15 protein-coding genes and 1 other RNA gene are annotated in these 19,297 nt (G+C 40.5%); 8 read left to right on the forward strand and 8 right to left on the reverse strand.

Features of this window, described 5'->3' with window-relative positions; all coding sequences use genetic code 11:
- Positions 1 to 336: 336 nt before the first annotated feature.
- From MSBR3_RS10210 to MSBR3_RS10220, 3 genes are all read left to right on the forward strand, one after another.
- Positions 337 to 1,461: a geranylgeranyl reductase family protein gene (locus tag MSBR3_RS10210; RefSeq protein WP_048107961.1), complete on the forward strand. Its 1,125-nt coding sequence runs from the start codon at positions 337 to 339 to the stop codon at positions 1,459 to 1,461.
- A gap of 17 nt (positions 1,462 to 1,478) precedes the next feature.
- Positions 1,479 to 2,603 (forward strand): geranylgeranyl reductase family protein, encoded by a 1,125-nt coding sequence (locus MSBR3_RS10215; RefSeq protein WP_048107962.1) that lies wholly within the window; start codon positions 1,479 to 1,481, stop codon positions 2,601 to 2,603.
- A gap of 134 nt (positions 2,604 to 2,737) precedes the next feature.
- Entirely contained in the window at positions 2,738 to 3,913 is a 1,176-nt protein-coding gene (locus MSBR3_RS10220) for a geranylgeranyl reductase family protein (RefSeq protein ID WP_048107963.1), read from the forward strand.
- 268 nt (positions 3,914 to 4,181) lie between these two features.
- Here MSBR3_RS10220 and rnpB read toward each other — a convergent pair.
- An RNA gene (gene rnpB, locus MSBR3_RS19115) (RNase P RNA component) lies at positions 4,182 to 4,539 on the reverse strand.
- 549 nt (positions 4,540 to 5,088) lie between these two features.
- On the opposite strand from rnpB, the gene MSBR3_RS10230 reads away from it, so the two are divergent.
- The 4 genes from MSBR3_RS10230 (at position 5,089) to MSBR3_RS10245 (ending at position 8,798) form a co-directional block, all read left to right on the forward strand.
- Positions 5,089 to 6,228, forward strand: coding sequence for a methanogenesis marker 9 domain-containing protein (locus tag MSBR3_RS10230; protein WP_048107965.1), 1,140 nt, complete (start codon positions 5,089 to 5,091; stop codon positions 6,226 to 6,228).
- A complete protein-coding gene (locus tag MSBR3_RS10235) occupies positions 6,215 to 7,261 on the forward strand; it encodes a triphosphoribosyl-dephospho-CoA synthase (RefSeq protein WP_048107966.1) in 1,047 nt (348 codons plus the stop codon). The genes MSBR3_RS10230 and MSBR3_RS10235 overlap by 14 nt, the downstream gene beginning before the upstream one ends.
- Positions 7,261 to 7,902 (forward strand): DUF447 domain-containing protein, encoded by a 642-nt coding sequence (locus MSBR3_RS10240; protein WP_394297729.1) that lies wholly within the window; start codon positions 7,261 to 7,263, stop codon positions 7,900 to 7,902. Before MSBR3_RS10235 ends, MSBR3_RS10240 begins: the two co-directional genes overlap by 1 nt.
- 176 nt (positions 7,903 to 8,078) lie before the next feature.
- Positions 8,079 to 8,798 (forward strand): dihydromethanopterin reductase (acceptor), encoded by a 720-nt coding sequence (locus MSBR3_RS10245; protein ID WP_048107969.1) that lies wholly within the window; start codon positions 8,079 to 8,081, stop codon positions 8,796 to 8,798.
- Positions 8,799 to 8,880: 82 nt separating this feature from the next.
- Here MSBR3_RS10245 and MSBR3_RS10250 read toward each other — a convergent pair whose 3' ends face one another.
- The 6 genes from MSBR3_RS10250 to MSBR3_RS10275 all read right to left on the reverse strand — a co-directional run bounded on the left by MSBR3_RS10250 (position 8,881) and on the right by MSBR3_RS10275 (position 15,734).
- Complete coding sequence (locus MSBR3_RS10250) at positions 8,881 to 9,579, reverse strand: ABC transporter ATP-binding protein (RefSeq protein WP_048107971.1); 699 nt, start codon at positions 9,577 to 9,579, stop codon at positions 8,881 to 8,883.
- On the reverse strand, positions 9,561 to 10,604 hold the full coding sequence (locus MSBR3_RS10255; protein ID WP_080942277.1) for an ABC transporter ATP-binding protein: 1,044 nt from the start codon (positions 10,602 to 10,604) through the stop codon (positions 9,561 to 9,563). The genes MSBR3_RS10250 and MSBR3_RS10255 overlap by 19 nt, the downstream gene beginning before the upstream one ends.
- Positions 10,601 to 11,560 carry an ABC transporter permease gene (locus tag MSBR3_RS10260; RefSeq protein ID WP_048107972.1) on the reverse strand — a complete coding sequence of 320 codons (960 nt, stop codon included), beginning with the start codon at positions 11,558 to 11,560 and terminating at the stop codon, positions 10,601 to 10,603. Before MSBR3_RS10260 ends, MSBR3_RS10255 begins: the two co-directional genes overlap by 4 nt.
- Positions 11,547 to 12,509 (reverse strand): ABC transporter permease, encoded by a 963-nt coding sequence (locus tag MSBR3_RS10265; RefSeq protein ID WP_048107974.1) that lies wholly within the window; start codon positions 12,507 to 12,509, stop codon positions 11,547 to 11,549. Before MSBR3_RS10265 ends, MSBR3_RS10260 begins: the two co-directional genes overlap by 14 nt.
- A gap of 55 nt (positions 12,510 to 12,564) precedes the next feature.
- Complete coding sequence (locus MSBR3_RS10270; RefSeq protein ID WP_048107976.1) at positions 12,565 to 14,352, reverse strand: ABC transporter substrate-binding protein; 1,788 nt, start codon at positions 14,350 to 14,352, stop codon at positions 12,565 to 12,567.
- A 383-nt stretch (positions 14,353 to 14,735) separates the two neighbouring features.
- Complete coding sequence (locus tag MSBR3_RS10275) at positions 14,736 to 15,734, reverse strand: PHP domain-containing protein (protein ID WP_196296935.1); 999 nt, start codon at positions 15,732 to 15,734, stop codon at positions 14,736 to 14,738.
- A 725-nt stretch (positions 15,735 to 16,459) separates the two neighbouring features.
- Here MSBR3_RS10275 and MSBR3_RS10285 point away from each other — a divergent pair.
- Complete coding sequence (locus MSBR3_RS10285; RefSeq protein ID WP_048107979.1) at positions 16,460 to 16,837, forward strand: hypothetical protein; 378 nt, start codon at positions 16,460 to 16,462, stop codon at positions 16,835 to 16,837.
- Between the two features lie 1,146 nt (positions 16,838 to 17,983).
- Here the strand turns inward: MSBR3_RS10285 and MSBR3_RS21040 are convergent.
- Positions 17,984 to 18,643 carry a restriction endonuclease gene (locus MSBR3_RS21040; RefSeq protein WP_230627387.1) on the reverse strand — a complete coding sequence of 220 codons (660 nt, stop codon included), beginning with the start codon at positions 18,641 to 18,643 and terminating at the stop codon, positions 17,984 to 17,986.
- Positions 18,644 to 19,297: the final 654 nt, after the last annotated feature.

Here is a 19,297-nt window from a genome sequence, read left to right on the forward strand (position 1 = left end):
TCTTTTTTATTATTGGGACTTACGCACTGATGTACAAAATCAACTTCAATAGCCATAATTGTTCAGTACTTGGTATAAGTGATGTAAGGATGAGTTTTCGATCAGAAGTACAGCTTCATTAGTTTACCGTATCTTGAATAATGGTTTTCTTTTTATATTTTTATATATAATGAAATTATCTACCAGGACCTGAGCATCTATCATGGCATGGTCACTCTTCTTTATTTAAAGATATTCCGAAAATGTTATCAATAAAAACATTGATTTTTCAAAAACAATGCAGACAATCGTTTATAATCATTTAGTCTGTTTATTTTTCCTTAACTTGGGATGCCTATGTATGACGTAATTATTGTCGGTGGTGGCCCTTCCGGTACTTCGGCCGGAAGAAGGGCAGGAAGACTTGGACTAAAAACACTGCTGCTTGAGAAAGAAAATTTTCCCAGATATAAGCCCTGCGGAGGTGGGCTTTCAGAGCATGCGATGTCTTATCTTGACTTCGAGCTTCCTCAAGATATTATTGAGTGGGAAGTTACAGGGGCAAAGGTTGTTTTCAAAGATCAATCAGTCAACGTACACAAGGATCATCGAGTATCTACGCTCGTATCCAGAGACGAATTTGACAATTTCCTTCTTGAAAAAGCAAAAGAAACAGAGATTGAGATTCATACCGGAGAAAAAGTTCTATGCTGCAGCGAAATGTCCGATTCTGTTAAAGTGGATACTAGTCAGGGGACATACCAGGCAAAGTTTGCAATAATCGCAGAAGGTGCCCAGGGATTTGTTAAGACCTGTGTGCGGCCCGTGGATAATAAAGAAGAATATGGAATTTGCCTTGTTACTGAAGTTCCTGCAGACGAAAGAGAAATTGAAAAACGCCTGGGAAAAACCGTTGAACTGCATTTTGGGGTTGTTGGTGGTGGATATGGCTGGATTTTCCCTCATAAAACCTATTATTCCGTTGGAATCGGCGGAGTTGTCAAGGACTTCCCTCATCCTAAAGAGTCAATGCTTAACTTTCTTAAGGAAAATGGTTTTTTCGGAGAGTATAGACTTCACGGTCACAAAATTCCCTGGGGAGGAATTAAACGAAAAGTGATGGGTTCAAGGATTCTCCTAAGTGGAGATGCTGCCGGATTTGTAGACGCTTTTTCAGGTGAGGGACTTGCCTATGCGGTTCGTTCAGGGCAGATTGCGGCTGAGGTAATTGCAGGAATTTGTCTGCAAGGCAAAAACCCTGCAGACCTGAACGAATATAAGGCTCTTTGTCAGGCAGAGTTTGGAACTCATCTTAAGTATTCCCTTATTTTTTCCAGATTAATCCATAGTTTCCCGGAAAGGTCTTTCAAATTGCTTACAGGTAATAGAGAAATATTAGACAAATATCTTGAGGTTATGGATTTCAAGATTGATTATAAGGATTACTTGCGCTGGGCCCTTTTGAACTTCAAACTCAGGTAATCTCGAGGTGTTTGGATATGTATGATTTAATAATAATTGGAGGAGGGCCTTCGGGAGCATCGGCTGGAAGAAGAGCAGGAAAGCTTGGCTTAAACACATTATTGCTTGAGAAAGACAAGTTTCCCAGATACAAACCCTGCGGAGGAGGACTTTCAACACATGCTATTTCTTATCTTGACTTCGAGCTTCCTCAGGATATTATAGAGTGGAAAGTCACGGGCATAAGGGGTGTTTTCAAAAATAAAATGATTGAGGTAAACAAGGATCATAATATCTCTTTGCTGTTATCTCGAGCTGTTTTTGATGACTTCTTGCTCAAAAAGGCGGAAGAAACCGGAATTGAAATTCATACGGGAGAAAAGGTTCTGAGCTGTACGGAAAAACCTGAATTTGTGGAAGTAATTACAAAAGAACAAACTTATCAGGCAAAATTTGCTATTGTTGCGGAAGGGGCACATGGACTCCTTAAAACCTGTGTTAGGCCTGCAGATACCAGGGAAGAGTACGGGATATCCGTAGTTACTGAAATTCCTGCTGAAGAAAGAGAAATTGAAGATCGCCTGGGAAAAAACGTTGAACTGCAGTTAGGGGTTGCAAATGGCGGATACGGCTGGATTTTCCCTCATAAAACTTATTATTCCGTCGGAGTCTTCGGGACTGTCAAAGATTTTCCTCATCCTAAGGCTACAATGATTAAATTCCTGAAGAATAATGATTTTACCGGGAATTACAAATTGTCCGGGCATAAAATCCCTCTAGGTGGTATTAAAAGAAGAATTGTCGGTTCCAGAGTTCTCCTCGTTGGAGATGCTGCCGGATTTGTAGACGCTTTTTCAGGTGAAGGGTTAGCCTATGCCATTAGCTCAGGGCAGTTTGCTGCCAACGTGCTTGCTGAGATTTGTCAGCAGAGAGGAAAGCTAAAAGACCTTCATAAGTATAAATCTATTTGTCAGGCAGAGTTCGGAACTCATCTTAAGTATTCCCTTATTTTTTCCAGATTAATCCATAGTTTCCCGGAAAGGTCTTTTAAAATGTTTATAGATAATAAAGAGATTCTGGATAAGTATCTTGAGGTTGTGGATTTCGCAATTGATTATAAAGATTACCTTAGTTGGTCCCTCTTTAATTTCAAGCTCAGGTAAGCTAACTGAATTGATTTTTTTGGACTCATTGCTATTTCCCCTATCTTTTTATCGCTCCAGCCTTAATATATTTTAAGGATAGATTACTCCTGTCTATATACAATTGCACTTATTCCGTAAGCGGGTGTCTTAACATGTACGATTTGATCATAGTAGGAGGAGGACCTTCAGGAGCGTCGGCAGGAAGGACAGCTGGGAAAAGGGGACTTTTAACCCTTTTAATCGAGAAAGAAAGTTTCCCAAGGTATAAACCCTGTGGAGGGGCTCTTTCTTCCTATGGTTTATCTTGTCTGGACTTCAAATTGCCTGAGTCCATAATCGAGAGAAACATTCCAAAGGTAAGGGCTTATTTCAGGGACCGGTTTGTAGAAGGAATGAACGACAATAACTTAGCCGTACTGGTTTCCAGAAAAGTCTTTGATAACTTTTTGCTTGAAAAAGCCAGAAAAACCGGAATTGAAGTTCATACCGGAGAAGAGGTTCTTGACTTAACTGAAAAAGAAGATTGCGTTGAAGTCCGAACTACGGATAATACCTATCTGGGGAGGTTCGTTCTTATTTCCGAAGGTTCAGGTGGGGCCCTTAAATACAAAGTAAGGCCGAGAGATAAAAAAACAGAACATAGGCTGGGACTGGTATCGGAAATTCCTGATGACGATAACGTAATAAGTAACCGGTTTCCAGGCACCATAGATATTCATTTCGGAGTTACACAGGGAGGGTATGGCTGGATCTTTCCCCATGCTGGATATTATTCTGCAGGAATTGTAGGGACAGCTCAACATCTTGAGCACCCAAAAAAAGTACTGATGGATTTTCTGAAGGAAAACGGGTTATCAGGGGAATTTCCGGTTCATTCCCATATTATCCCCAAAGGCGGGATTAAGAGAAAAATCCTCAATTCAAGGCTGCTTCTTAGCGGTGATGCTGCCGGATTTGTAGATGCTTTCACAGGAGAAGGCATTTCATATGCAATTCGATCAGGGCAGCTTGCTGCGGAGAGCGTTGCTGACCTTGTAATGTACAGCCTGAAATTAAGCAGCCTTAAAGCCTACGAGTCCGGTTGCAGGCAGGAATTCGGAAATTATCTTGCCAGTTCTCTTAAGCTGGAGAAAATAATGTATCGTTTTCCTGAGACCTCTTTTAAACTGGCTGTTAACAACAGGGAGATTCTGGATAAGTACCTTGATGAGGTGGTAACCAACAGGAATTATAAAGACTATGTCCGCTGGTTACTATTGAATTTCTGCCTGGCTGAACCTGTCTCCAGAATAAAATCTCTTACACTGGAAGGAAACGATAAGGACTGACTTAGAAATAAAGGAAAAAATAGAGGCAAGTAAAGGAAAAAGAAGTAACAGGGAATCAAACACAGGAAAACGAAATAACGGAGATGCAAATAAACGAAAAAGAAATAACAAGAATCAAATACGGGAAAACGAAATAACAGGGAAGAAAATAAAGGAACGAAAATAACTGAAAAATAAATAAGTAAATGACAATCATAAATAAAGAACAAAGAAATCGAGATAAAAAAATAACAGGTAGAAAGAGGAAAAAAGAAAAGTAAGTTTATGCGAGTGAGGCACGTAAGCTCCCTTCTGTTCCTGCAAAGATTTTCTGCCACTCATCAGTGGAGAAAATGGTCCAGAGGACTCTTGCAGTGACGGCATTCGGCTATGCGTTTCCAAAAACAACCGGGAGATTCCGGAATTATCTTTTTCCCGATTTCCAACTTGCACCCACGAGGATTCGCCGTTTCATCCATTTGTCCTGAGACCTCAGCTTCCGCATCATCGCATTTTCAGGAAATGGTTCTCGTTTCTGTGCCAGGGCCCGGGCTCTCGCCCGACATCCTTTACAGATGTTCGTGTATCCGGAGCGGTGGGGAGACTTTCCTCAGACCTGAAGGCCCGTCAGCCGTCCAGCCTCTCTCGCATATTACCTTCTGTGACCACCATATATTTTTCTAATTATATATGTTTTTGGGGGTGCCTTACTGCAAGAGATTGAGAAGAGTTTTGAGATTGAGAAGAGTTTTGAGATTGAGAAGAGTTTTGAGATTGAGAAGAGTTTTGAGTTAAGAAGAGTTTTGAGTTAAGAAGAGTTTTGAGTTAAGAAGAGTTTTGAGTTAAGAAGAGTTTTGAGTTAAGAAGAGTTTTGAGTTAAGAAGAGTTTTGAGATTGAAATGGATTTTACTATGAAGAAAAGTTTTTCTACTGGAACGATATAATACTTTTATAATATTACCATGTTTTATTTTCCTTTCCGGGCAATTAAAGATATGCCCTTTCCTTATAGTTTATATAAATTTTATGTGTTTAGGTTGCGTCCAAATATTAATATATATGCATTATAATTCGTAAGTTATGGATGGACTTTTTCCATCTTCAAGGCTTGTCCGAAAAAAGCTTATTGATACTTTAATCTCGGGCAGCGGCTATAATTTGTGTCGATTTGCAGTCTTATTTTCAAGAGGTTAAACATGAGTGATTGTCTGTTCGATTTGCATATTGGATATGTTCGTTTTAAAAACCCGATTGCATTGGCGCCTATGGCAGGAATTGTCGATAGTGCTTTTGCCAACCAGTATGCAAGCAATGCCGGGCTGGTAGTTCTTGGAGCCTTCAATCTGGATAAGGCTTCAATAGCTGTTGCTTCAGCCCTCGTAGCCCGGGGTAGAAAAGAGTTCATTTCCGATGAACCTATGGAGCTTATAAAAAAGGAAATCAAGGCAGTAACATCCGGAAGTGCCGTAGCTGTAAATGTCAGGAGTACTACGCTTGACCCCCTTATTGAAGCTGCAAAAATTGTCAAAGAAGAAGGAGCAATCCTTGAGTTAAACGCTCACTGCAGGCAGCCCGAAATGCTCGAAGCCGGGCTGGGAGAAGCTCTTCTCCATGATCTTCCAAGGCTTTCGGCGTGGATCAGAGCGATAAAGGAAACCGGAGTTGTGCTTTCAGTAAAAGTAAGAGCAAATGTGGTTGATGATATCGAACTTGCAAGGCTTATCGATAAGGCAGGTGCGGATATTATACATGTTGATGCCGGAACTGAAGGCTTCGGTACCGATCTTGATGCAATCCTTAGTTACAGGGACGCTACAAGGCTCTTCCTTATCGGAAATAATTCGGTCAAAGACTTTGAGACCGCAAAAGAGATGTTTACCCGAGGAGCCGATATGGTCTCTGCTGCCAGAGGAGTCCTTGAAAATTCCGGGCTTATACAGGAACTGGTAGAAAACGTTACTTCTTACCAGCAGTCAATAGGCTGGTACAATGCTCCCAAGCACGTTTGCAGCGACGGGGACTTCAGGGGGTTAGCTTTCTGCTGCCTGCCTGTAAAACCCTGTCCTGTACATGAAAAGTTCCGAAAACTGGGATATACGGCAGAAGAGTTCGCCAGGACAAAACTTGACTTTGCTAAAGGTACAATGCTGGAGTATGGAGAAGACACATGCTTCGGAAGTCTTGTCTGGTGTTGTAAAATCACCAAGCCCTGCTGGATCAGAGATGGAGTGTTAAACACAATTGAGCTCTCTGATGCGGAATACATGAAGCTTAAAAAGCAACTGGCAAATTACGTACTGGATCATGCCAGAATTCCGGTAAATGAATCCCATTAATACTGGTTTTACCTGCCCGCCTCCTGAACTGGCAGAAAACCTACAGATTTCAAGTCTTATTGCCCGTTGTGCACAGCTTGCTATGCTACTTGAGGTTTCGGCCTCTCCAAAGCCAGGAAACGTCGATAGGGAACATAACTATCCTGACACCTATTTTGAGCATTTTATAGCGTCTTCAGTAAGCGTTTACCCTGTCATTGAGCTGGCTGCAAGAAGCAGAAACGGGATAGGTGCACTTATCCGAAGTGCAGTTTGTGAGAGTTCTGCCTGGCAGAAAGGAGGAAACACTCATTTCGGTGCCTTTCTGCTACTTATTCCTCTTTCAATGGCTGCAGGGGAACTCTTCAATTCACGCGGAAAAACCCAGTATAAACTCTTACCTGACGAATTCGAAACCCTTGCTGTGCATGCACACGCTTTTGTTCAGGCAACGGACTGTGAGGATGCTGTCGAATTCTACAGGGCTTTCGAAGTGGCAGGGGTGAGGGTTAACAGTGTGGATGAATTCAACCTTGGAGACCCAGAGTCAACATCTGAGTTAAGGGCAAAAGAAGTCACCCTTTATGAGCTCATGGATATTGCCAGAGGGTATGACCTGATAGCAAATGAGTGGGTAACAGGCTTCAGACGCTGTCTTGAGGGAGCAAATTGTATAATTGAGTTCATGCAGGCTCAAAGTCCTGGAGCTGAGAACTCGGTTTCGAACTGCTCAGGTACAGGTATTAACGAAGCTGTTGTGTATACCTTCCTGAAATTGCTGTCCCGGCACAGGGATACTTTCATCGAGACCAAATTCGATAAAGACACTGCAGATTACGTTTCGGCAAGGGCGGGTGAGATTCTTTCTGCCTGGGAGGAGGCTTCAGGTAATACTGAATCTTCCGATAGTACCACTAGAGACTTTGAAGATCTGCTTCCTGCTGTACAGGAATTTGACTCCGAACTTCTTAAGAAAAGAATAAACCCGGGTTCAACAGCCGATATCATCATAGCCAGTCTTTTCATTGCTCTTCTGGGGGGATTGCGCTTTTGATCGAATTCCTTCCGAAATGCCGAAAAAACGGGAACGAATTCGAGTTCTCCAAGGATGATCTGTCTTCATTTGGGATCAAAGAAGGCATTTCCGAAACAATTATTAGCACCGGTCTGGAATCCCCTAATGCTGCCCCTATTGGAATAGTCGTAAAAAACAAAAGGACTTTTGTCCGGCTTTTCAAAGGTACCCACACCTGGGAAAATGTCTCTAAAGAAAAGTATCTTGCCGCAAACATAGTGTATGATCCCCTGCTTTTCGTGCGTTCAACTTTTTTCGATCTTGAACCCTCTGAATTTGATTATGTGCCTGTTCATGGACTCAGCTTTCCGATACTGAAATTAGCTTCTGCCTGGATCGTTTTCGAATGTACTGATCTTAAGAATACGGATCACGCTCTTGTGGCCGACCTTATTCCTGTAAAAGCAGGTTTCAACGAAGCTAACTGGAAAAGCCTGTCTGTACCCAACAGAGGATTCAACGCAGTGCTTGAGGCGACTGTCCATGCGACCCGCTACCAGTTTACAGGAGACGAAAAATATCTCGAACTGATCCGCCACTATGAGTCACTGGCTTCCAAATGTGGGGGAGAAAACGAAAAAAAAGCTATGAAGTTGCTTTATGAGGTTCTGGGGCTGTGAATTTTGTTTAGTTGTGATTGTTTAGTTGTGATGTTTAGTTGTGATGTTTAGTTGTGATAACTTCCCAAACAAAGTTTAACTTCTCGGCCTCAGTTAAAGTTTGTAACTTCTCTTTTTCATTGTCCTGAGTCTTTTTTAGAAAATTATATTATCCCCCTCTGGCATGACTTCTTTCCATGAGTTTTCAGAGAATCGCGTGGGGCATTACAGGTGCCGGGCACTTCCTGGACCGCAGTTATCAGGTCTTTAAGGAAATCAAGCTCAGAAATCCTGAAGTTTCCGTAAACACATTTATTTCCAGGGCTGGAGAGGAGGTGTTGCGCATGTACGGGCTTGAGCAAAAACTTGTTCAAATCTCAGGCGGAGACTACCTCGAAGAAATCTTTCGGGAAAGCGAACAGGGTTCGAGTTCTCCTAAAGTCGGGCGCTTCGGTCTTGACCGATATGATGTTTTATTTGTCACGCCTGCAACCTCAAACACGGTTTCGAAAATCGCTTATGGGATTGCGGATTCCCTTGTTACCAACGCTGTTGCCCAGGCTGTAAAAGGAAGAGTACCTGTTTACGTCGTTCCCGTAGATATTGAAGGTTCAATCGTATCCGAGATGCCCTATAATATTGACCGAAAACAGTGTAAGCATTGCGAGGACTGCTCTCCTAGAGAAAGCTGCCCTCAGGAAGCAATCACTACGAAAAACGGTTTCACAGACCAGATAGACCTTCTGAAGTGCAAAGGCTGTGGAATCTGTAAAGAACTCTGTCCCTATAAAGCAATTAAAGGAGGGCCTGTCGAAGTCCTGGTAAGGGATGTGGATATGCGCAATGTTGAAACCATAAAAAACTTGCAGGGAATTACAGTACTTGAAAGTCCTGAAAAGATTCTGGATCTCTTTTGAATCGTTAGTTTTCAGTACTTTTGGGGCTTGTAAGGAAGTTTGTACTGATAGTTATGAGAAATAATTCAGATTTTGAAATATTTCACTCAATTATTCTCAACTGCCCGCTCTCAAGCAGTCCGCAGGTGTCTGACATAAAACGGATTACAGCTTGATCATGTGAGATAAGGATATAACCTATATTCTTCTCGGTCTGAACATTTTTAAGCATATGCAGGACCTGGGCCTGGACCGAGACGTCAAGAGCTGAAGTTGGCTCGTCAAGTATGATATACTCGGGTTCGAGCAGAAGGATTCGGCCGATGGCAAGGCGCTGGAGCTGGCCTCCTGAGAGCTGTGAAGGGTAGCGGGAGAGCACTTCTTCTGAAAGACCTATGGTTATAAGCATCTCTTTTGTTTTTGAAGCATGATCTATGATAGGAATTTTTAGAAGTTTCAGAACATCGAAAACCGAGCTTCCTATCTTTTTCCGAGGGTTAAAAGCGCCAGTAGGGTCTTGAAACATTATCTGGACCTTGCGGCGAAAAGCCATATATTTGGTTTTTTTCATTTCGGAAAGCGAAGACCCCTCATAGTACACAGTACCGTATGTGGGCTTCTCAACCCCTGCAATAACTCTCCCCAGTGTGCTTTTTCCTTCTCCGGAAGGCCCCGTCAATCCAAAGGTTTCTCCTGGCCTGATTTCAAACGAAACATTCTGAAAAATACATCTCCCTTTGCTTAACAGGCCTGCTCCGTATATCTTTGATATGCTGTCTGCTCTCAGGGATATAGAAAACACCTCACAGCCCTTTCACCGGTTTCTTTAATTTCGGGATGAACCCGAATGCAGCGCTTTTCCCTTAAAGGGCATCTTGGGTGGAACCTGCAGCCCGAAGGAAGGCTATTAAGAGGCGGAGAAAATCCGGGTATGGGAATAAAGCCCTTTTCAGGTAAGCTGTTGAGGAGACCTCTTGTGTAGGGATGTAGGGGATTCTCAAATAGACTTGAAGAATTAGCGAGTTCAATAATTTCCCCTGCATACATAACGGCAATTCTGTCTGCAAGCCTCTGCACAAAACCGAGGTCGTGGCTTATTAGAAGTAGGGCACTCTTCCTTTCCATTTTCAGATTCTTAAGTTCAGCTTCCAGTTCAGTTATGCATTTTTTGTCAAGTCCTTTGCTGGGTTCGTCTGCTATAAGGAGTGCAGGGTTAAGTATTGTTGAAGCAGCAATCAAAAAGCGCTGGTTCATTCCTCCTGAACACCATGAAGGATAGTAGTTCATGCATTCAGAGAAGTTTACAAAACCCATACGTTTCAGAGCTAATGCGGCTCTAAAAAGGGCAGTCTTTTTCTTTTCTTTCTGGTGCACATACAGAGGTTCTACAAGCTGGTGCCCTATGGGATATACAGGATTTAAGGCAAGAGACGGGTTCTGAAAAATAATGGCAATTTCTCTTCCTCTTATCTTTGCCATTTCTTTTTCGTTCATCCCTGACAGACTTTTCCCCCTGAATTCTATGTTCCCTTTCACCCTTGATTCAGGAGGCAGGAGGTTCATGATTGCATGTGCAACGATAGATTTCCCACATCCGGTCTCTCCTACAAGGGCCAGAGTTTCACTTTCTTTTATCGAGAACGAAATTCCCGAAAGTACGGTTACGGTTTCTATTCCCTGAAATGAGATCTCAAGGTCTCTTACTTCTAGCAATGTATTCCTTTCAAGTAATGTATTCTTTTCAAGTAATGTGTTCCTTTCAGGTAATATGTTCCTTTCAGGTAATGTATTCTTTTCAAGTAATGTGTTTCTGGGAAGGGTTTTCATAGTGTATTTGCACCTTCTCTAAAGGGTTCTCCTTCCTTTGCTTCAAGCCCGAATCCTATTAGTGCAATAGACAGTACGCATAAGGTAATACAGATCCCCGGAGGCATATACCACCACCACATGTCTCGAATAAAACCGCCTTGAGAAAAAGCAAAAGAAAGCATCATTCCCCAGCTTTTCATGCTTACATCACCAAGTCCCAGGAAAGAAAGAGATGCTTCAGAAATCATTGCCGAAGCAGTTGCCAGCATGAACTTTGGAAACAGGATGTGGATGATGTTTGGGAATATATCCGATTTCATGATGTGGTAAGAGGAAAAACCCATGCACTGGGCACTTTTTACGTAACCTGCTTCCCTTAGCTGTAAGGTCTTTGAACGGGTGACTCTGGCAGTGGATTCCCAGGAAAGAAGCCCTAGAATAGAGATCAGGATCCAGATGCTCGGCCGTAGAAACGCTCCCAGGACTATGATAAGGGGGATTTTGGGGATAACAAGGACAACATCAGTAAAGCCCATTAACAGCTCATCAAGGGCTCCCCTGAAATAACCTGCACAGAGACCTAACGCAGTCCCGATGAGAGTTGAGATCAGGGCTGCCATAAAACCTACTGTCATTGAGATCCGTGCCCCAAAAGCCAGTTCTGAAAGGATATCATTTCCTATGTCGTTTGTCCCTAACAGGTGTTCTTCCGAAGGGGTTTCATAGGGTATGAAACGTTCTTCCGGGGCATAAGGAGCAAAAACGGATGGGAAAAGTGCCATAAAAACAAAAAGTATAAAGAGGAAAACGCCTATCCGGCTGAACAGTCCCTGGAAACCTTTATGTTTTTGAAAAATCCAGTACGAAGTTTCTTCAGGAAATTCGGAGTTCGAGCCTTCGGATTTTTTTTCAGAAAAACCTTCAATACCCGCTTCTTTAATGCAGGAACCATCAGTACAATCAAACTGATTCATCCATGCCTCCTCCTCTTACTCTGGGGTCAATTAAGATATAGAGCAGGTCAGCAAACATATTTGCTAGCAGGGCAGTAAAGGCAATTACCAGAAATGCTCCTTGAAGCAGAGGGTAATCTTTTCCCATTATTGCATTGTATATCATGACCCCCATCCCGTTTAAGGAAAAAATGATTTCTATGAACAGTGCTCCGCTGAAGAGAAAACCGAAATCCAGGGCAAGCAGGGTAATTATCGGAAGAGAGGCATTTTTTATGATATGTCTGAAAAGTATATCGGTATTGTACAGGCCTTTTGCTCTGGCATACAGTGCGTAGAGCTGCTCCTTTTCCTGAATTACGCTTCCTCGCATGACCAGAAAGTTTCTGGATGCTGAAAACACAGACATTACACAGACAGGTAAGAAAAGGTGATGCAGCACACTTCCTATTTCAGGGGTATCATAAAAGCCTTTGGAGGGAAAGAGCCCCAGTTTAAAAGAAAAGATATAAAGGGTCAGGAGGGCAAGAAAGTAAGGTGGGATGCAGGAGAGCACTACAAAAGTAAAACTGGTGAATTGGCTCGCTTTTCTTTCCGGTTTCCATCCTGCAAGGGCACCGAGAAAACATCCGAGCAAGATTCCAATAACCACTGACACTCCCACGAAAATCAGCGTCCAGCTCATCTTGTTTAGAAGGATCTCTGCTACAGGAGCATGGAGGTGATAGGAATATCCCAGGTCAAAGTGCAGGAGGTTTGAAATATAGGAAATGAACTGCTCGGAAAGGGGCAGATTAAGCCCTAATTCCGCCCTCAGTTCTTCCGTTACTTCTTCTGAAACATAAGCGTCTTCACCAATCAGGTTCTTTACCGGGTCTCCAGGCATGAGCCTTGGGAGGGTAAAGTTGATGATGATTATCAGCACCAGTGAAGCAAAATACCTGGTTACTTTTTTTGCTATCTCTGACATCGTTCTTATTTTTCCTACCTTATTCTTCTATCTGACGTTCTTCAGAGACTAGTTTTTACGCCTCCACCTTCGTTACATTTGTAAAAGTATCCAGGTTATATGTCCCGTAAAGGGGATCCGCGTACCAGCCTTCAAAATGCCTGTTAAAAGGAGTAACCGACTTGCTCCAGTAGAGGGGAATTGCAGGCAGATTATCTGCATAGTAGTTCTGTAACTCATATGCATACTTCTGAAGTTCGGCAGAATCAGTAGTAGCAAGGATATTATCGCAGAGCTGCAGGAACGCAGGATCTTCCAGATTATGCATAACTCCCTGGCCTGTCCGCCTGGAATCAAAATAGCCGCTTCCCCAACTTGAGTGCATAAGCATACCCCAGGGAGTGGAACGTGTTACTGTCAGGTCATAATTGTAACTGTCTTTAAGAGTAATCCAGGTATCCGAGTCCACAGTTTTGAGGTCTGCAGAAAACCCAATCTGCTCAAAATATTCATCGAGAAGTTCGCCTGTTCGGGCGTAATCAGGTCGGATGAGGATTTCAAGCTTTATATCTTTTCCATCTTTTCCTTCAAGTATTCCATTCCCGTTGCTGTCCGAGTATCCGGCTTTCTTCAGGGTCTCTCTAGCTTTTTCGGGACTGTACTCCAGCTTTTCGGTTTCCTTGAAATTTTCCATAGCCGGTGGCACAAAACCACGGTTTGGCACTTCTCCATACCCTAGAGTTTCAAGCCTTGCAAGCTCTTCATAATTTATGGCATCTGCCAGCGCTTCCCTGAACTCAGGGTCCGAAAATGGGGCTTTTTTCAAATTAGGGGCAAGGAAGACAAGCCCGACACTAGTTTTTTCCAGAAAGTCGAAATTTTCGGTTTTTTCAAGCTGCTCAATACCGGAGTAAGGGTATGAGCCTGCGTACTTGTAATAAGTGTCAGCTTCCCCGTTTTTAAGAGCCAGAGTAGCAACGTCAACATTTGAGTAAAAGTGGATTTCTACAGTTTCGAACTCAGGCATCTTTCCTTTCCAATAAGGGTTCTTTTCGAAAACGAGTTTTCCGGCATTGAGGTCTATCAACTTGAGATAATAGGGTCCGCAGCCAACATAAGGACCGTTATTTGTGTATTCTACCGGTTTCTCGATTTTTTTCCACACATGAGCAGGAAGGATATCATAGGTTGCAAACTCCATATTGACTCGAGTGTAAGGCTTGTTAAACTTGAATGTCACGGAATTGTCGGCTTCCGAAACCGTTGAATTTTCCAGGGTATCGTTGATCCAGCTTGCCCAGGGGGTTTTTTCTCCGTAGTAGCGAATTGAGAACTCAACATCTTCTGGTGTTACTTTTTCTCCATCGCTCCAGTAGAGGTCGTCTCTAATGTAGAAGGTCCATCGCGTGTTGTTTTCCGACACGCTATAGTTCTCTGCTAGCTGCCCTACAATATGCCCTTCCGCATCCATTTTCATGAGTGGTGGGTTTGAAAGATGAGCAAAAATTCCCAGACTTGTATCTCCAACCAGGGATGCAGACTTTATTACATCCGGAGTTGCAATTTTCAGGACTGCTTGTTCAGACTCTGCTGACTGTTGCATGTCTGCAGCGCCTGTTTTAGGAATTTCTCCTGAGCTCTGCACTTTTCCTTCTTCCCCTGAGAAAAGGTTTTTTACGTATGTGATAAATCGGTCAAAAAATCCGTCGTCTGAGACTGGTTGATTGTTTTCGGTATCTTCCTGCCCTGCTGCTCCTGAAGAAAATATGGTTAAGCAAAAAGTAAGAACAAGTATTGCAAGGATAATCGTTCGCTTTAGTCTTGCTTTTAATTCCAGCCCCATTAAGTGTCTTATTTGTTTCATCTACTTCTTTCCCCTGTTTTGAGCTCTCATCATCCGGATTAAAACATATTTTGCAGATCCAAAATATTTTACAGGTCCAAAAATATTCTTACATATCTAATATTCTACAAATCAATAATATTCCTACAGATCCAGTTATCTATAGAATAACACATTCGTATCTAATCAGACTCTTTTTTCATCGTAGTAAATTGTTAGCAGTAATGCCCAAGACTGTAATTAAAAATAATACGAATTCAGAGTTTTTTATGCTACATAATTTAAACAATTTCATAATATAAACTTTTTGATATTTTCTTATCCGAAAAAATAGACTGGGGAAAACCCTTTTTATGGAGGCTAATTCGAGCCATTATAAAAAACTGAAAAAAATGCTTTTACCTTCACTTCTCAATTTCAATCTGTCTTTCAATTTCCCTTGCCAGATTTTCTGCAGAATGAATGTAAAATGATGCAGGAAGCCCTGTGTTTGAGATCATATAGAACAGGTTCATGGTTGTCCTGTTAAGACCAGGGAAACAGCTCAATAGGGTGCTTCTTGAGATTTTGACCATTGTATCCAGAGATTTTATTCCGGTAAGGTAATTTTCTGCGTTTCTGCTTTTCTGGCTTTTTTCAAAAATCAGATCTATCCAGGTATTCATTTCGTCGATCAGAAGCTCTCTGGTAAGGTCTTCAGGAACTATGTAACTTTTTCCTTTTGCTATATTTCTGAAAAACTCTTTGAAATTCTCTCCTTTCGCGAGAGTATATACCTTTCCCAGGTTCCCTGTATGGGTGTCGGTTGTTGCGGCAATACCTTTGCCAAAGCTCTCAGCAAGAGCAATTGTAAGTTCGTTTTTCTGTTTGAGTTCGTGCATATTGTACTCAAGTACAGGGAAAAGTTTTGCTAGCCTTGGGACTGAAGACGGATTCGGGTCACTATGGAACTCAAACCAGAAAGGATGGTTGTAAATAAAAGGAAGTTTATTCCGCTTGAGGTATCTGATAAAGCTTCTCAGGTCATGTTCGATTTCTGCAATTTCCATAAGTTCAAAGAACTGTTCTCTGTCGAACTCGAAGATGTTAATATGCAATGAATGCCCTACAAATTCCGGATCATAGATACTTATTTCAACCCCAGGGACAAGTTTTTCACGGTTCCACCCGAGAATTTCATATGCCTCAATGGTATCGTGATCTGTAAATGTCACGTAATCCATTCCCATCTTTAGAGCCTTCTCATAAAGACTTTCAGGGTGCAGGTCTCTTACGGGAAGCACGTCAAAGGAACAGCTTGTATGAACGTGCAGGTCTGCCCGCCTCCAGCCTTCTTCCATAAGCTCAACTGCTTGTTCCGGAGTTATCAGTTTCTCCTCGTAGTTTCTCGGCCTTCTCCCCATAGGCATAAAACCTTGCAGTTTAATCTCATTTCAATTATTTTTATTAACTTTTTAATTTATCCCCAATATAGTATATCCTTTTTTTAGATTAAGGTTTTCCGAAAGAATTCCTGGAAAACCTTTATGAAAAATATTTATAAAAATGTTTTCATAATTATTTGTAGGAGAATTGTAGTAATAATTGTGGTAATAATTGTGGAAAATCATAAGAAAATTTGAGTATAGGTCTCCGGTGGTAAAACCAGAAATTGAAAAAAAATGTTCTGTATTTCCTTTAAAGAGATAAGGTTTCATTTACATTCTATTAGAGATATTTGAGAAATTTCTACATAGCTCAAAAAAATTTCTGGATAAATATATGTCGAAATAATTTTAATTGATAACAACAGTCGATATATTTTAAACTAATTAAAGGGCAAGGTGAACTACGGAGTTTTCAAGTTTTATTGAGTATGGGCTTGAGGCAAAAATCTACTCAGGAGACCTGGATAAGACTGAAAGGCTGAAAAAAATAAAATCCGGGTAGGTATTCTATCAACAGAATGATCAAATCCAATTCAGGGCTGCTTATTGGCTGGATAAATAAATCCGGAGTGGGACGAGAACTTTCACATTATAGGCTCAGTGAGTTTGTGAATATAAAACTGTTGTTAATAGATAAACAGAGGCTTTAAGGTACGTATTGCTAATTATATTATACTAAATTTAAGGTAAGGGGGAATATATTGTCCGAGTTAGCTGAGCAGGATGTAATGTCCAGGTTAATCAGGCTGGAACAGAAAATGAATGACCTGGATAGGAGTGTGGATGCCCTGATAGACGAATTAGAGAGTCTGGAGGCTGTAGCTAGAGAACTAAAGTTGACAGAATCGGTAGACAAATTCGACAAATATATCGAGGAGGTAGGGCAAATCAAAGAAGACTTAAGCTGCAAATTATCAGATGAAATCGAAAATGAACAAATGAGGGAACTAATAGAGTCAAGGATGAAAACTGTACCAGCAGATATCGAAACTCTAAGAAATGAATATAGTTCTGCTCGAGGTAAACTGGCAGAAATCCGGGAAGAGTTAAGAAAAAGAAGACTAAGTAAGCCGGATTGAGCATTCAGAAATTTCATCAATTGAAGAAATTTTTTCTGTAATAAAGGCTGAATGAAAGTACCGGTGACTGAACTCAATTCTTCATACCGGGACACAATTGACAATGGTTTTTTCCAATAAAGATATAAAACGGAAAAGCCTTTATGCACTGATTTTTGCTTGGTGCCAGGCCATGCCTGGAGGTTGCAAGACACAACTTTCAGGGTAAAAAAGAAAGAAAAATGAAATTATTTTTCTAATCAAGGTGATTTCTTTCGTTTTAACACTAAAAACGTAAGGGCTACAGTCACAGATGCAAATATCCAAAATATAATGGTAAATGGATTTATTGCTTTTTTGAGCACGTTTATCTTATTTTTTAGCCATAGCAGGTTCACTTAGTCCAGCTCCATGAATATTTGGCTACGTAATCATAAATCTTTGGCTACGTAATTATATGTCTTATATTGAATACTAGTATCATTAGCAAAGGTAAAGATATTGATTCAGATCTTTCCGATGATATTGATTTAGATCTTTCCGATGATATTGACTTAGATCTTTCCGATAATAGAGCTGTCCGAAAAGTCAATAATTGAATGGTGTAAGATTATAATCGGTCTAAATATTCGTATATACGTTCCGGTTTCGCGTCTTACACATTTTCAAAGTAATACTAAATAACCACTTTTCGCACAGGATCTAAGTTGCAGGGTAATCTTTTTCATGAAATTTTCGAACTTTGCTTAAACTTCTACCAATATTTATCTCTATTTATTTTGTCATCTGCTAATCTAACAACGCATATATCTTTCTATCGAAAGTTACTCAGATCTAAGGGTAATTCAATAATAAATGAGCAATTTAATATAAGTATCATATCATTTAAAACTACAATGCTCAACGTAATTCTAAAAAATGATAAATTATGACAAAGTTCTGACAATAGGTATCCAGTTGATAGCTCCCTTACTTTTTGAGTATTTTTTTTTATCTATACTTTTCCAAATTCGATTTTTCGATAGCAAGTAAGGAACTGAAGGTATTATAAAACAGATAAACTTAATTGGAAATTAGTTAAGCTGGAAGGATAACAAGTTAAGCCAGCTTAACGAGCTTGCTTTTATGCAAGCACTTAACATTCAAAGTCTGCCCTACTTTCAAATCTTAATTATGGATAGTATTAATCAGCTTTTCAAGTTCATTTCTATCAACTAAATCAATAAAATTCGCTTCAGCTAGTTGTTTGGCAGAATCGGTAAAGTAACTATTTGTAACTACTATGCCCTCAGTGCACTTGTAAAAACCTTTTGCAGCTACGACTTCCTGTACTGCGCTATTTGAGACTTTACCCGAATATCGTTTGACCTGAACAGCGATTTTTGTTTTTCCTTTTGATGTTAGAATAAGATCCGCGCCCTGATCACCTGAGAATGGAGTATGATAAACTGAATATCCTAAGTCTTCGTAAACGCATTTCATAAATTCTTCAAATTTGTATCCATCCATTTCATCAATTTCGGCTAATGTAGGTAGTACTGGCTTTGATGAATTGTTTGGAAGCCGTTTTACAATTCTATAAGGTAAGTGAATTAAAAAACTAAAAAATAGACATAGTGATTTCAGTGAACGCATTACGAAACTAAACAGCTGCCACATTAATTTCAGTAAGTGAATCAAGAAACTAAACAATAGCCTCATTGCTTTCAGTAAGTAAATTGGAAAACTAAACAGCAGCTTTATTGATTTTAGAAAAAGACATAACACAATCTTAAATATTCCAGTAACAAAACTGTGTTGTTTTCTTCGTTTTCCTCTCTTTGACATTTTCATACTGTACTTCCTTCTGTTTTTAAGAACCCGCCGACAAGTCTGTGAGGTATGTTGAAAAATTACAATAAATCTATAGAGGACTTCGATAAACCTCACTTTTTGGCTACCTGCTTATAAAGGATATATAAATGATTTGTTGAAATCAGAGGTTTATCGAAATTCTCTATAATATCAGGGTATTCATTCATATCAGGGTATAATCTGTTTTTTCATCCTGCTATTATAAAAGTTGCAGTGGATAACCATTTTTCGGATAGGTCCTAATGAGGGGATACTTTTTCATGATGTTCTCAAAATTCATTTAAATTCCAGCCAAGATTTATCTTTGTTTTGTATGACATTTGCATGATATGAAATTCTACAGATACCTATTTAGAGAAAGGTAATTCAAATCTGAAAGCAGTTTCTCAATTAAAAGAATGATTTAATATAAATATACTGTCGTTTGAAATGAAAGTACTCTACTTCATCTATTTTGATTATCTTTACCTATTTTGACTGTCTATCTTTTTTATGTACATTTTTTGGTTATGCTCTAGTTATGTTTTAGTTATGCTTTTCTAAACTAATAATTCCAATATATTTCTGAAGATGTTAGAATAACTTAATTCCTTCCCTGAAAACCTAATCGAGAGCCAGAATATAATC

Source organism: Methanosarcina barkeri 3 (assembly GCF_000970305.1).
Lineage (GTDB): Archaea > Halobacteriota > Methanosarcinia > Methanosarcinales > Methanosarcinaceae > Methanosarcina > Methanosarcina barkeri_A.

Excerpts from the sequence above, each read along its gene's own strand:
- MSBR3_RS10270 (WP_048107976.1), bottom strand. The coding sequence starts at position 14,352 with ATGAAACAAATAAGACACTTAATGGGGCTGGAATTAAAAGCAAGACTA.
- MSBR3_RS10230 (WP_048107965.1), top strand. The coding sequence starts at position 5,089 with ATGAGTGATTGTCTGTTCGATTTGCATATTGGATATGTTCGTTTTAAA.
- MSBR3_RS10215 (WP_048107962.1), top strand. The coding sequence starts at position 1,479 with ATGTATGATTTAATAATAATTGGAGGAGGGCCTTCGGGAGCATCGGCT.
- MSBR3_RS21040 (WP_230627387.1), bottom strand. The coding sequence starts at position 18,643 with ATGTCAAAGAGAGGAAAACGAAGAAAACAACACAGTTTTGTTACTGGA.
- MSBR3_RS10220 (WP_048107963.1), top strand. The coding sequence starts at position 2,738 with ATGTACGATTTGATCATAGTAGGAGGAGGACCTTCAGGAGCGTCGGCA.
- MSBR3_RS10255 (WP_080942277.1), bottom strand. The coding sequence starts at position 10,604 with ATGAAAACCCTTCCCAGAAACACATTACTTGAAAAGAATACATTACCT.
- MSBR3_RS10235 (WP_048107966.1), top strand. The coding sequence starts at position 6,215 with ATGAATCCCATTAATACTGGTTTTACCTGCCCGCCTCCTGAACTGGCA.
- MSBR3_RS10245 (WP_048107969.1), top strand. The coding sequence starts at position 8,079 with ATGAGTTTTCAGAGAATCGCGTGGGGCATTACAGGTGCCGGGCACTTC.
- MSBR3_RS10275 (WP_196296935.1), bottom strand. The coding sequence starts at position 15,734 with ATGGGGAGAAGGCCGAGAAACTACGAGGAGAAACTGATAACTCCGGAA.
- MSBR3_RS10260 (WP_048107972.1), bottom strand. The coding sequence starts at position 11,560 with ATGAATCAGTTTGATTGTACTGATGGTTCCTGCATTAAAGAAGCGGGT.
- MSBR3_RS10265 (WP_048107974.1), bottom strand. The coding sequence starts at position 12,509 with ATGTCAGAGATAGCAAAAAAAGTAACCAGGTATTTTGCTTCACTGGTG.
- MSBR3_RS10210 (WP_048107961.1), top strand. The coding sequence starts at position 337 with ATGTATGACGTAATTATTGTCGGTGGTGGCCCTTCCGGTACTTCGGCC.